Source organism: Streptomyces sp. NPDC056231, assembly GCF_048270745.1.
GTDB lineage: Bacteria > Actinomycetota > Actinomycetes > Streptomycetales > Streptomycetaceae > Streptomyces.
This window is the reverse complement of sequence record NZ_JBLVKW010000009.1, coordinates 168348-181540: the sequence shown is the minus strand read 5'-3', so window position 1 is coordinate 181540 and position 13193 is coordinate 168348. Positions and strand designations below refer to the sequence as shown.

At 71.1% G+C, this 13193-nt stretch carries 12 protein-coding genes; 6 read left to right on the top strand and 6 right to left on the bottom strand.

Annotated features, from left to right (window positions below; all coding sequences use genetic code 11):
- Positions 1-44: 44 nt before the first annotated feature.
- Positions 45-854: an SURF1 family protein gene (locus tag ACNPQM_RS10925; protein WP_418083852.1), complete on the bottom strand. Its 810-nt coding sequence runs from the start codon at positions 852-854 to the stop codon at positions 45-47.
- Positions 855-1045: 191 nt separating this feature from the next.
- Positions 1046-2914, bottom strand: coding sequence for a S9 family peptidase (locus ACNPQM_RS10920; protein WP_418083851.1), 1869 nt, complete (start codon positions 2912-2914; stop codon positions 1046-1048).
- Between the two features lie 70 nt (positions 2915-2984).
- Between ACNPQM_RS10920 and ACNPQM_RS10915 the strand changes: the two genes are divergently transcribed.
- Entirely contained in the window at positions 2985-3821 is an 837-nt protein-coding gene (locus ACNPQM_RS10915) for a class I SAM-dependent methyltransferase (RefSeq protein WP_418083850.1), read from the top strand.
- 40 nt (positions 3822-3861) lie between these two features.
- Complete coding sequence (locus ACNPQM_RS10910; protein WP_366139055.1) at positions 3862-4245, top strand: nuclear transport factor 2 family protein; 384 nt, start codon at positions 3862-3864, stop codon at positions 4243-4245.
- Between the two features lie 822 nt (positions 4246-5067).
- Here ACNPQM_RS10910 and ACNPQM_RS10905 read toward each other — a convergent pair.
- Positions 5068-6666 (bottom strand): MDR family MFS transporter, encoded by a 1599-nt coding sequence (locus ACNPQM_RS10905; protein ID WP_418083849.1) that lies wholly within the window; start codon positions 6664-6666, stop codon positions 5068-5070.
- A 260-nt stretch (positions 6667-6926) separates the two neighbouring features.
- Between ACNPQM_RS10905 and ACNPQM_RS10900 the strand changes: the two genes are divergently transcribed.
- Positions 6927-7517: a TetR/AcrR family transcriptional regulator gene (locus tag ACNPQM_RS10900; protein WP_418083848.1), complete on the top strand. Its 591-nt coding sequence runs from the start codon at positions 6927-6929 to the stop codon at positions 7515-7517.
- Between the two features lie 259 nt (positions 7518-7776).
- On the opposite strand, the gene ACNPQM_RS10895 is transcribed toward ACNPQM_RS10900, so the two are convergent.
- Genes ACNPQM_RS10895 through ACNPQM_RS10885 form a run of 3 tightly spaced genes read right to left on the bottom strand, consistent with a single transcriptional unit; the run spans position 7777 to position 10129 of the window.
- On the bottom strand, positions 7777-8646 hold the full coding sequence (locus ACNPQM_RS10895; protein ID WP_358857076.1) for a phosphatase PAP2 family protein: 870 nt from the start codon (positions 8644-8646) through the stop codon (positions 7777-7779).
- Positions 8643-9467, bottom strand: a complete 825-nt coding sequence (locus tag ACNPQM_RS10890) for a polyphosphate polymerase domain-containing protein (RefSeq protein WP_418083847.1) — start codon at positions 9465-9467, stop codon at positions 8643-8645. Before ACNPQM_RS10890 ends, ACNPQM_RS10895 begins: the two co-directional genes overlap by 4 nt.
- Positions 9464-10129, bottom strand: coding sequence for a DUF4956 domain-containing protein (locus ACNPQM_RS10885; protein WP_418083846.1), 666 nt, complete (start codon positions 10127-10129; stop codon positions 9464-9466). Before ACNPQM_RS10885 ends, ACNPQM_RS10890 begins: the two co-directional genes overlap by 4 nt.
- 171 nt (positions 10130-10300) lie before the next feature.
- Between ACNPQM_RS10885 and ACNPQM_RS10880 the strand changes: the two genes are divergently transcribed.
- The 3 genes from ACNPQM_RS10880 (at position 10301) to ACNPQM_RS10870 (ending at position 13134) form a co-directional block, all read left to right on the top strand.
- A complete protein-coding gene (locus tag ACNPQM_RS10880) occupies positions 10301-10972 on the top strand; it encodes a response regulator transcription factor (protein ID WP_418083845.1) in 672 nt (223 codons plus the stop codon).
- Positions 10969-12351 carry a sensor histidine kinase gene (locus tag ACNPQM_RS10875; RefSeq protein ID WP_418083844.1) on the top strand — a complete coding sequence of 461 codons (1383 nt, stop codon included), beginning with the start codon at positions 10969-10971 and terminating at the stop codon, positions 12349-12351. Before ACNPQM_RS10880 ends, ACNPQM_RS10875 begins: the two co-directional genes overlap by 4 nt.
- A gap of 426 nt (positions 12352-12777) precedes the next feature.
- Positions 12778-13134, top strand: coding sequence for a hypothetical protein (locus ACNPQM_RS10870; protein WP_418083843.1), 357 nt, complete (start codon positions 12778-12780; stop codon positions 13132-13134).
- Positions 13135-13193: the final 59 nt, after the last annotated feature.

Below are 13193 nucleotides of genomic sequence, written 5' to 3'. Positions count from 1 at the left end.
GGTGGAAACCGGCGGACCCCCTCACGTATGCGCGTCAGCACGCCTCAGCCGCTGTCCGTGTCCGCGTCGTCAGTGAGGCCGAGCCGCACGTCCCGCGCGGCCTCCGCCTCACGCCGGACCAGCCGGAACCACATGAAGAGCACGAAGGCGGCGAAGACGAACCACTCGCCGGTGTAGCCGAGGTTCTGGAACGCCTTCAGATCGAGCCCACTGCCCTGCGGCGCGACGGCGGGTACGGGGCGCAGAGCAGTGGCCGCGCTGTTCTTGGCGTCGGTGCTCTTGCTGTCGGTGTCCTGGAGCGTCACCCATGCGTCGTACACGTCGTACGGGACGAGGTTGACCAGCGACGCGGCGCTGATCATGCCGAGCTGGCCGTCCGGGAGCCCGCCCGCCGTGTCGACGCCCGGAGTCCCCGCGTTCTCGGACGCCTGGAGGTCGCCGGTCACGGTGACTTCACCGGTCGGAGCGGCGGGAACCGCGGTCTGCCCGGCCTTGCCGGGCAGCCAGCCGCGCACCACCGGAAGCGCCTTGCCGCCGTCGGTGCGCAGCAGGTTCAGGACGTAGAAGCCGCTCTTGTCCTCGAGTTTCCGGCCGGGCACCAGGAACTGGTCGGCGTACCGGCCCGTCGCGGTGGCGGGACGCCCGGAGGTCACCTTGTCGACCGGCAAGAGGTCGTCGAGCGGTTCGGCGGCCCTGCTGCCCGGATCGGGCTGCTTCTGGGCCTGTTCGTGTGTCTGCACGCGGTCCTCGAAGCGCCCGAGCTGCCAGGTGCCCATGAAGACGCAGAATGGGATGGCCAGGACGGCGAAGAGGTTGATCCCCCACCATCGCGGGGTCAGCAGGAACCGGTACACCCCTCCACGGTACGGTCCCCGGTCCGGTATCCCGGACCGGGGGGCCGCAAGCGCCGCCACCTGCCCGGGCCGACGCCGGTCACCCGGGACGCCGCGCCGGAGCGTGGGGCGGGCCCCATGCGGCCCGGGCGCCACGCGGGCCTGGCACGGGCCCGCGCCGTCGCCGGCCACGGCGCGGGCCCGGACGCCGGCTACCCGAGGTGCCGTCGGGCGAAGTCGAGTTCCAGCCGCACCTGCTTGATCCGCTCCTCGACGACGAGCGAGCCGTGCCCCGCGTCGTACCGGTACACCTCGTGCGGGGCGCTCCGGTCCTTCAGGCGGTCCACATAGTTCTCGACCTGGCGGATCGGGCAGCGCGGGTCGTTGACGCCCGCCGAGATGTAGACCGGTGCCTTCACGGCGTCGACGTACGTCAGCGGGGACGAGGCCTCGAACCGCTCGGGCACCTCCTCCGGCGTGCCGCCCAACAGTGTGCGGTCCATTGCCTTCAGGGCCTCCATCTCGTCGTGGTACGCCGTGACGTAGTCGCCGACCGGGACCGCCGCCAGGCCCAGCGCCCAGTCGTCCGGCTGCGTACCCAGGCCGAGCAGGGTCAGATAGCCGCCCCACGAGCCCCCGGCCAGCACCAGCTTCTCCGGGTCGGCGAGCCCGGACTTCACCGCCCACTGCCGTACGGCCGCGATGTCCTCCAGTTCGATCAGGCCGACCCGGTGCTTGAGCGCGTCCGTCCACGCCCGCCCGTAGCCCGTGGAGCCGCGGTAGTTGACCCGGACCACCGCGTAGCCGTGGTCCACCCAGGCGGCGGGCCCGGACGCGAACTCGTCACTGTCGTGCCAGGTGGGGCCGCCGTGGATCTCGAAGACGGTCGGGAACGGCCCCTCCGCCGGGGCGGCGGGCCGCTGCACGAGCGCGTGGATCCGGCCGCCCGGACCGTCCACCCACACGTCCTCCACCGGAACCGACCCCGGAGCCTTCGCGCCCGGCGGATCGAGCACCACCGCGCCCGTCGTGGACCGCACAACGGGCGGCTGCGCGGCCGACGACCACAGATACTCCACCGTGCCGTCCGGCCGGGCCGTGGCACCCGACACCGATCCGGCCGGCGTCTCCACCCGTACCGGAGCGGCATCGGTGCCCGGCTCGAACCGCCACAGGTCGCTGCGGGCCTCGAAGCCGTGGACGATCAGCAGCGCGGAGCCGTCCGGATACCACTCGGCGCCCACGTCGCCGGGCAGATCGATCGCGAGGTCCGTCTCCGTCCCGGCCACGGGGTCCCAGATCATCGGCTCCCAGCGCCCCCGCCTCTGATGCCCGATCAGCAACCGGGTGTCTCCAGGCACCGGCGCGAAGCCCAGCACGGTCAGCCCCAGCTCCTCCGTGCCCCCCTTGGTGTCGTCGAGCTCGGCGACCGTCGTTCCGTCCGGCCGCACCACGCGGAGCGCCGAGTGCATCGCGTCGCCGTGCTCGGTGTGCTCCAGGGCGATCAGCGTCCCGTCGTGCGACAGGTCCCCGACGCCCGCGGACTCGCGGTGCCGGTAGATCTCGACGGGCTCGGACCCGGGCCGTACGACATGGATCGTCGTCCCGTCCTCGTCGGTGGAGCGGCCGATCACCGCCGTCCCGTCCCGCCCGATCGCGAGCCCCGCCGGGTAGGAGGGGGCGAGACCGGGAGCCGCCGGCACGTCCGCCGTCCCTTCACCGCCACCGCCGTGGAACGGCTGGCGCATCCACACCCCGAACTCGTCCCCGTCGGTGTCGTCGAACCACCAGATCGCCTCGCCGTCCGGGGTCAGCACCCCGTCCGTCGTCCCGTTCGGCCGGTCGGTGACCTGCCGCTGATCCCCGCTCGCCCGGTCCCATGCGTACAGCTCGTACGTCCCCGTCGCGTTGGAGACGAACAGCGCACGGTCCGGAGCGTCCTCCGCCCAGTCGGGCAACGACACCCGGGGAGCCCGGAAGCGCTGCTCCCACACCGGAACGGAATCGGTCGCCGGTGCCGGAACGGAGCCGTTCGTCCGCGCCGGAGCGGAGTCGGTCGTCGAGCCAGTGATCTCAGTCATGCCCCCCATTCTGCGTCGGGCCCGGAAAATCCGTTCGCATCGTCCTCAGCCTGTGGATAACCTCCCCGGCATGTACTCTCCGACTCCGGACGACTGGCGCGAGGCCAACCGCGCGCTCTGGGACGAGCGCGTGGCGATCCATGCAGCGAGCGACTTCTACGACCTCGACGCCTTCCGGGCGGGCAAGGACGCGTTGCGTGCGTTCGAGCTCGCGGAGGTCGGGGACGTGACGGGAAAGTCGCTCCTGCATCTGCAGTGCCACATCGGGGTCGACACTCTCTCCTGGGCCCGGCATGGCGCCGCGCACGTCGTCGGGCTCGACTTCTCCGGGCCTGCCGTCGAGACCGCCCGTGGTCTGGCCCGCGAGCTGGGGTTCACCCCGGACCGGGCGGCGTTCGTCGCCGCCGATGTGCATGACGCGGCGGAGGCCGTCCCCGACACCTCGTACGACATCGTCTACACAGGCGTCGGTGCGCTGAACTGGCTGCCGGACACCCGCCGCTGGGCCGAGATCGCCGCCGCGCTCGTCGCGCCCGGCGGATTCCTCTATCTCGCGGAGTTCCATCCGCTGACCGACTGCCTCGACGACGCGACCGGCTCGACGGTCACATACGACTATTTCAGCCGCGACGCATGGGTCGACGAGACACCGGGTACGTACGCGGACCTCGACGCGCCGACCGTCCACAACCGGAGCGTCGAGTGGCAGCACCCCGTCGGTGACGTGGTGTCGGCGCTGGCCGCCGCCGGACTGCGGATCGAGTTCCTGCACGAGCACGACGCCTCGCTCTTCCAGCGGTTCGCGGCACTGGAGCGGCACGCCGACGGGTTCTACCGCTTCCCGCCCGGCCGGCCCCGCATTCCGTTGATGTACTCGATCAAGGCGTCGAAACCGGCTGCGGGTTGAGCGAAGGCCGGTTGTCAGTGGTGGGGTTCAGACTCGGACCATGACTGCCGATCTGCGCGCCACGGTGGAGACGTACTGGACCGCGGCCGAGACACGTGACTGGGACACCTTCGCGGCGACGCTCGCCGAGGAGGTGCTCTACGACCTGCCGCAGACCCGCGAGCGCATCCGGGGCAAGGAGCGGTATCTCCGGTTCAACCGGGAGTATCCGGGGGACTGGCATGTCCGTGTTGAACGGATCGTGGCCGACCGGGCAGGCGAGCAGGTGGCCGTACGGACGCTGTTCACCGTAGGCCTGGAAGAGATGCACGCCATCCACTTCTTCACGGGGGACGACCAGGGCCGGATCGTGGAGATCACGGACTTCTGGCCGGAGCCGTACGAGCCGCCGGCAGGCCGGGAGCACCTTGCCGAGCGTTACTGAGGCGCGGTTTCCGGGGCGGCCTCCACGGGGGTGGGGCCGGCCCGGTCCCCAGCCGTACTCGCCGCAGCGACGGCCCCCGCTCTGCCCCGGGCGCTGCGGGCCGCGCCTGAGCGAAACGGCATACGTGTCACGGCCCATCGGAGAATTCCCGGCGGACCGCCATGGCGCACTCTGTGGTGGCCCCCACGCGAGGTGCCACCACAGCGCTTCGGTCGCGGTCGGCCGGCGAAGATCAGTTGTGTCCGAACCTGCGCTGCTTCCGGTGGGAGACCTGCTGCGATATCGCGCGCACCGGCCCGGGCGCATCCGGAATATGCGCCTGCCTCTGCTCCTTCGTCTCCGAGGGCGCGCTGCGTTCGTGACCACCTGTGCGGGCACCGCGATTCTGTCGGCTCTGCTTCTTGCTCACGATTACGCCTCCTGTAGCCGGTCTCGGACGAGGGGCCACTTTCAGATTCGCATGTGAGTACGAAGCGCGCATTCCGGGTGAATGGGCTGAGAGCCGGGAGGGCAGCCCGTCGCGAGATGCCGGATTGCCGCCTGCGCGGACGGTCCGACCGTGCGAGTCCGGCCAGGGGGCGTATGCGGGTGTGATCAATCCGAGGGATTCGTTTCTGCGGCGGGACTTTCGAAACACGCCCTAGATCGTTATGCCTGACGCAGGTGCGACTGGCGGACGAGGAAGGGGAGTTCGCCGACGCGCAGCATCACGTCGCGATATGCGGCATCGGCCGCGAGGCCCCTGGCCATGGCGGGTGTCTGCGGACTCTGGCATCGCGCGGGGGCGGGCGGCGGCCGTGGGGTGCGGCCCGCCCCCGCGGGTCACCGGGCGTGCTCGGCGGCGGTGACCTCGACCGGAGCCTTGTCCGCGCCCGGTGCGCCGCCGAAGCCCCGCAGTGGCACGTGCCGGATGAACAGGGCGAGCACAATGCCGATGACGGCGACGCCCGCACCCCAGGCGAAGGCGATACCGACGCCGTCGCTGACGGCCTGGGCGAAGGCGTGCTGCACGGCCTCGGGCAGGTTGCGCAGCGCCTCGGGCGTCATCTGCGCCACCGCACCACCGGCGTTCCCGGCTCCGGCGGCGCCGCCCGCGGAGGTGAAGGAATCGGTCAGCGTGCTGGTGTAGAGGGCGCCGAGTACGGAGACGCCGAGGGAGCCGCCCATGTTGCGCAGGAAGGTGGCCGCGCCGGTGGCGGCGCCCATGTCCTTGAGCGGCGCGCTGTTCTGCGCGATGAGCATGGTGGTCTGCATCAGGCAGCCCATGCCGGCGCCCAGGACCACCATGTAGACGCCCGTCATGAAGCGCGAGGTGCCGGTGTCCATGGTGGCGAACAGGGCCAGGCCGACCGTTATCAGGACGCTGCCCGCGATCGGCAGGGCGCGGTACCGGCCGGTCTTGCTGATCACGGTGCCGCCGGCGAGCGAGAGCACCATCGAGGCGATCATCATCGGCATCAGCAGCAGACCGCTGTTGGTGGCCGAGGACCCCTGCACGTACTGCTGGAACTGCGGCAGCAGCGTCACCCCGCCGAACATGGCGAAGCCGACGACGAGGCTGAGCGCACCGGCGAGGTTGAAGTTGCCGTCGGTGAAGACGGACAGCGGCATGATCGGCTCGGCCACGTGCCGCTCGACGAGGACGAACGCGGCGAACGCCACCACGGTGACCACGGCCAGACCGATGATCACGGGCGACGCCCAGTCGTATTCGGTGCCGCCCCAGCTGGTGATCAGGACAAGGGTGGTGATCCACACGGTCAGCAGCGCGGCGCCGGTCCAGTCGATGCGCACCTGCCCGGCGCTCCTGCGGGGCAGCTTGGCGAGGACGATCCAGCACACCAGCAGGGCGACGATGCCCAGCGGCAGGTTGACGTAGAACGCCCAGCGCCAGTTGAGGTGGTCGGTGATGAAACCACCCGCCAGCGGGCCGCCGATCATGGCGACCGGCATGACTGCCATCATCACGCCCTGGTACTTGCTGCGGTCGCGCGGCGGCACGATGTCGGCGAGCACCGACATGACGCCCACCATCAGACCGCCCGCGCCCAGGCCCTGCAGCGCGCGGAAGCCGATCAGCTCGCCCATGTTCTGCGACATGCCGCACAGCACGGAGCCGAGCAGGAATATCGCGATCGAGGAGACGAAGGTGATGCGGCGGCCCAGCAGGTCGCCGAGCTTGCCCCAGATCGGGGTGGCGGCGGTGGAGGCGAGGATGTAGCCAGTGGTCACCCAGGCCAGGTGGTTGAGGCCACCGAGGTCGCCCACGATCGTGGGCAGCGCGGGCGCCACGATCATGTTGTCCAGCATGGCCAGCAGCATGGCGATGACCAGGCCGCTCATCGTCACCATGATCTCGCGGTGGGTGAAGCGTGGCGGATGAGTCTCGGCGTCTGCCGACGCCGGGGCTGTCTGCGTCACGGCGAATGCCTTTCAGCAATGGAACGGGCCGCCCGGGTCCGAGGGGAGCCGGACGACCGAATTTCGGACATGGGGGCGGCCGGTCGTACTCGCGTCGTGACGCCATGGCGTACGCGGTCTTACCTACCGGCCGGTTAGTAGATTACTTGCCGACCGGTAAGTTGGCAAGAAAGGGTCCTCCGACGACGATCGAGTCGGCGATCCGGCGCACAGGAGTACCGGGGAGCCCCGGGGAGAACCAGGGAAGGGAACGGTTGACGATGGCAGGGCGGCGGCGGGGCGACGACACGAAGGCCGAGATCCGCAAGGTGGCCATCGAGTTGTTCACCGCGCAGGGCTACGAGACGACCTCGCTGCGGGAGATCGCCGAACGCCTCGGCATCACCAAGGCCGCGCTCTACTACCACTTCGGCAGCAAGGAAGACATCGTCCGCTCGCTGTTCACCGAGCATCTGGACGCACTCGACGACATGGTCGCCTGGGCCGGGGAGCAGCCGCCCGGTTCCGAGCTGCGCGTCCACGCCGTGGACCGCATGATCGACCTGGTCACCGCCGGCGGCCTGTCCGCCATGCGTTTCGCGCTCGCCAACCAGCGCGTCGTGCGCGACCTCCACCCCGGCCGGGAGAACGCGTTCGAGCGGCTCGGCGAACTGGTCAAGATTCTGGCCGGTCCGGATGCCTCGGTGGAGGAGGAACTCCGCATGCGGGCGGCGCTGTTGAGCGTCAACACCGTGCTGCTGGCCTCGCAGGGCCTGGACGTGTCCGACGAGAAGATCGCCGCGACCGCCCGCGACATCGCCCACCTGCTCGTCCCGCAGACCGGAACCGCTTCCCGGGCGGGCGGCTGGTAGCGGTCGAGGAACAGCCGGGGCCCAAGGCAAAAGGGGGCCGGGAGGTTGCGACTCCACGCCGGAGGGGCGGTACCGAACTCGGTACCGCCCCTCCGGCCTGTTGCTTCACTGTCGGGGTGGCGGGATGTGAACCACGGCCTTTTCACCCCGAATGATGATCATTTGTCGGCTCCCAGGCGGCTCCCAGGCGGCTCCCAGAAGAGGTTCGGGAAGGTGACGGCGCCCGGGCACCCCCGCCGCTGCCCAGGGGAGCACGGTGTCAGCGTGTGCCGGCCGCCAGCTCGTAGTCGCCGATGAGGTCTCCGAGCAGGGTGCCGGCGAGGATGTCGCTGGGGACGTGACCGGCCATGTAGACGCGGGAGTAGACGACTTCGTCCTGCATCCACTCGTAGTCCGTGGCGCGGTGCGGGGAGAGAGCGCTGAGCAGGGTGACCGCGGCGGCGGAGCGTGCGGCGTGCCGGGAGGGGTAGGAGTAGGGGCCCTTGGCGCCGGCCTTGAGGTGCTTGTCGGGGCGCAGGGAGGGGTCCAGGACGAACGGCGCGGGCTGCTTGTCCTTGGCGGCCGCCTGGTCGCTGACGGTCTTGGCCATCTTCAGGGCAGCCTTGAGCTGTGCCTTCTCCGCGGTGCCCTGGGCGGCGGGGATCAGTTCGCGCTGATCGTGGAGGTAGAGCTTCCAGATGTCCTTCTTGCCGTAGATCTCCAGCCAGGTGGCGGCCTTCTTCCCGGCGGCGGTACGGGTCTTGGCGAGTTGCTGGACCTGGTGCAGTTCGGCGGTACGGGCCTGCGCGGAGGGCGGCGCGGGGATCTGCCGGGCGGCCCAGGCGGCGAACGCCTTGTCGTCGCGGGTGGTGCCGTGTTCTGCCTTCCACTGGGCGAAGAGCTTGTCCGCCTTGGTGCGCTGGGCCGCGACCTGCTTGCCGAGCGGGGCGATCTGAGCGTCGGTGAAGAGGGACGGCGGCGGGTTCTGCTTGATGCGGGCGGTCGCTCCGGGCTTCTTGTGCTTGGCGGAGGTGGACGCGGCGGCTGATGCCCCGATCATCTGCGGTCGCAGCAGGCCGACGGCGGCGGCCGCGACGGCGACGATCGCGATGAGGGCGTACGGCCACTTGATGCTGCGCAGGACGTTCATGCGGCGTGGGTCCTTTCGATGTGCGGTGCCGTCACCGGGTGCCGGTCGGTCCGGAAGTGGGTGCGGGCGAGGCGGCGTACGTCGTTGTCGGGCAGGCCGGGGGTGAGCAGGGACTGACCGACGATGTACTTGCTGAGGGAGACGGGCCGGGCGCCGAGGCGCAGCAGCAGCCGGTCGGCAGGTGCGGGCCGTAGGCCGCCCTTGGTCTCGACGAGCACGTGACCGGGGTCGAGGCCGGCGGTGCGGTCGCCGCGGTGGCAGGTGAGGATGCCGTCGAGGGTGACGCGGGTGCCGTGGTGGAGGTCAGCGAGGGCGGCGCGGGCGTAGCGGATCTCGGCGGCGGGGACCAGGGCGGCGGCCCGGACGGGGATCCCGGCCTGCCGCAGTACGTCGTCGACGAACTCAGCTGCCGGTGCGTCGATTTGGCCGTATGCGAGGGCCGGGATCGTGAGCGCGTGCTTGACCGTGGCGCCGCGGCCGTCCTTGGTCTTCACCTCTGCCCGGCACAGTCCGTCCTCCGCGTACAGGCGCGTGCGGACCTTCCAGCGGTGGCGGCGCCGCTGGACGTGGGCGCGCCAGGCGCCGAGCTGCGGGGTGTCGAAGTACGTGCTGAGGTAGCTGGTCGTACGGCGTCCGGCGAGGTCGAGGACCCGGTGGCTGTCGGCGAGCCGGTCGACGAAGAGGCGTGCAGCCTCGAGCGGGAGCAGGTACTTGCGGTCGGTGCGGTGCTGGAGAGCGGCTGCCGCGTCGACCTCGGTGAGCGTCGCGCCGCGCAACCCCGGGAGTCCGAGCGCGGTGGCGAGGGAGGCCGCGTCCGTCATGACGCTGCCGCGCTCTCGCGCGCGGTGGGAAGGCCGGTCTCCGTGGCGGCCGGTGGCTCGTCCGGCTGGGTGGGGTAGCGGGCGGAGACCCGGGTGGTCTCGCGTACGTAGTCGACCTCGTCGACCACGACGGACAGGGGGGCCTGGCCGACACGGAACGCCACGTCCTGGGCGATGAGACCGGGGTCGGGGTAGATCCGGTCGAGGGTGAGCTTGACGACCCGGGTCGGGTTGTACGTCCTGGGGTCGTCGACGACCAGCACCGCCACGAGCACGAGGGCGTCCAGGGCGAGGACGAGCCAGCTCTGGCGCTGCGGCAGCCCGGTGACGAGAGCGATGACCAGGGCTGCGAATGTGTAGGCGACGTCGCGTAGGGTGAACGCCGCGCTGCGCAGCCGGACCAGGGAGAGGATGCCGAACAGGCCGAACCCCACCCCGGCCGGGAACTTGCCCCCGCCGATCGCGCCCATCGCGGCGAACAGGCCGATGTTCAGCGCGGTCAGCACGAGCGGCATCTCCGGTGCGCTGGGGCGGCGCCGGTAGAGCCAGCCGACCAGGATCAGCAGGGCGACGACGTCGAGGCCGCCACGCGTGATCAGGTCCCCGGGGGCGATGTGGTCGGTGATGGACTTCGCGGCGAGCACCGATATCGCTGTGTGCATGGCAGTTCCTTCCCCCGCGGCGTACCAGGCGGCGGACCGGCCCCGGTCCGCGATGTGCCGCGACGTGAAGAACGCTAGGGATGAAGCATGAACAGACCATGAAGCCTTCTCGGCCGACCGGGCCGGGTCCTCGCGGTCGGGGCGTCCGCGGTTCCGGTTAGCCTGGCCGCCATGCACTACCTGGTCGTCGACGACGAGACCCGTCTCACCGATCTGGTCGTCCGCTACCTCGCCGAGTCCGGGCACAGTGCGGAGGGCCGCTACGACGGGCCCTCCGGCCTGGCCGCCGCCCGCGATCCCCGCCTCGACGCGGTGGTCCTGGACGTGATGCTCCCCGGGATGGACGGGCTCAAGGTGTGCCGCACCCTGCGCGGCGAGGGCATCGACGTCCCGGTGATCCTGCTCACCGCACGCGGCGCCGTCAGTGAGCGGGTCGCCGGCCTCGACGCCGGGGCCGACGACTACGTCGTCAAACCCTTCGCCATGGAAGAGCTGCTCGCCCGGCTGCGCGCGATCTCCCGGCGCCGCCCCGACCCGTCGGGACGCCTCCGGGTCGGCGACCTCGTGCTGGATCCGGAGCAGCAGCGGGCCTGGCGGGGCGACTGCGAACTCGATCTGCCGCGCCGGGAGTTCGCCGTGCTGCACGTGCTGATGGAAAACGCGGGCCGGGTCGTCTCGCGGCTGCAGCTCCTCGACGAGGTCTGGGACGGTGAGACCGATCTGCGCAGCAATGCCATAGACGTCCACGTCTCCAAGGTGCGCGCCAAGGTCGACCGGGCCTTCGACCGCACCACGATCACGACGCTGCGCGGCCGGGGTTACCGCCTGGAGGCCGCCCCGTGACACGGCCCGGCCGGCTGTCGGCGCGTTTGCGGCGCCTGCCGGTGGTCGCACGGCTGGTGCTGGCCGTCGCCGTCACCATGTCCCTCGTTCTGGCGGGCACCGCAGGCCTGGTCTACTGGCGCGTCGAAACCGCCCTGGACCGTCAATTGGACGGGGACCTGGCCACGTACGAGCAGAGCCTGGACCGGGCCGTGCGCGCCGGTGACGTACTGCCGCCCGGCCCCGATGGCAGCCTCCATCAGGTCCTCGACGCCGAGGGCCGGGTGCTGCGCTCCAGCGAGGCCCTGCGTGGTCAGCAGCTGCTCACGCCCGCGGAACGCGCCGCCGTCGCTGACGGTGCCACCGTCCGCCGCGATGTCGGCTCCCTGCTGCCCATCACCTCGGACACGCTGCGTCTGCAGGCCAGGCGGGTTACCGCCGGCGGGCAGCCGCGCATCGTGGTCGCCGCGGTCCGGCGGGGCCATCGTGACGAGGCGCTGCGCGAGCTCCTGGCTCAACTGGCCCTGGCATCCGGGCTCACGCTGCTGGCCGCCTCGTACGCCGGCTACCGCACCGCCCGCGCCGCGCTGCGCCCCGTCGAGCGGTACCGCAGTGGCGCCGCCGCTCTCGCCGACAGCACGGGCGGGACCCAGGACCTGCGCCTGGAGGTGCCCACGGACCGCGACGACGAGATCACCCGGCTCGGCCACACCCTCAACCGCATGCTCGACCGGCTGGACGCCTCCGCCGCTCGCGAGCACCAGTTCATCGCGGACGCCAGCCACGAGCTGCGCACGCCGCTCACCCTGATGCGGGCTGAAATCGACGTGGCGCTGCACCGGCCGCGCAACGCCGAGGAGTTGACCGACACACTGCGTTCCGTCGACACCGAGGTCGGTCGCCTGGTCAGCCTGGCCAACGCTCTCCTCGATCTGGAACAGCTCGACAGCGGTGAAGGCGTGCAGCCCAGCGCCATCGGCCTCGGCCGCCTCCTCGACGACGCCTGCGCCCGCTACCGGACGGCTGCCGCACGCGAGGAACGCACCCTCACCGTTGAGCACGGCGACGCTACGGTGCGGGTCGACCCGCGCTGGCTCGAACCGGCCATCGGCACTCTGCTGGACAACGCCCTGCGCCACGGCGCCGGTACGATCCGGCTGCGTGCCGAGACCCACGGCGGGCGTCTGCGGCTGACGGTCACCGACGAAGGCCCCGGCTTCCCGCCCGACTTCCTCCCGCGTGCCTTCGACCGCTTCTCCCGGGCCGAGACCAGTCGCACCACCCCCGGCACCGGACTCGGTCTGGCTCTGGTCGCCGCGGTCGCCGCCTCGCACGACGGCACCGCCCATGCCGAGAACACCGCATCAGGTGCGACCGTCAATCTCGACATCGCCTGCTGAGCCCGCCGAGCCGGTATAACCCGCCTCCGGAGCGGCGGCGTACGAGACCGATCACCGGGGCGATCACGAGCAGGGCGGCGAGCTCGTGCCTCTGGCCCGGAAGCCGTCGACCGCTGCTTCCGTGGAGCCGGCTCCGGCCCCCTCGACTGTCGGCCGATGCGCCAGAGGCTGTCCCGTATGGGGTGGTAGTTATGCCCTGGGGGTTATGCCCAGCCCTTGTGCGAGTCCCTGGTTCGCTGCCCCACGCTGCAGCGCCCCATTTTCCCCCGTGCCGCCTCTGTGCCGCAGTACGACCAAGCACACCCCGGCCGTGGCCGCGAGTACAACCGCCATGGCAAGAGTGAAGATCATGCGTCCGTTTGTCTGATGGAACCGCCCTCAGCGCGGTCCCCGTCCCGAGCACCCCCGCCCACCGGGAGTCCCGCCATGACCTGTTTCTTCGACCCCGCCCACGGCCCCGGCAACACGACTGTCACCCGGTCCCCGCAGTGGGTGCAGACCACGCCGCCGCCGTTCTGCACACCACCCCAGCAGGGATACCCGCAGCCGGTACCGCAGGGCTATCCGCAGCAGGGCGGCTACGGGCAGCATGGCGGTGACGGCTACGGGCAGCCGTACGGGGACCACCACGACCACGGTCGACAGCAGGGCGGCGGACGCCGGTTCGGTACCGGCGCGCTGATCGGTGCCGGAGCGGCCGGTCCGATCGGCGGTGCGCTGCTGAACGAGGCGTTCGACGACGACGAACCCGATGTGATCGTCAACAACTACTACGAGGACTGACGAGCCGCCGAGGTCCGGCCACGCCTTCGCGGCGCGGCCGGACGCCTACACTGGGTGGG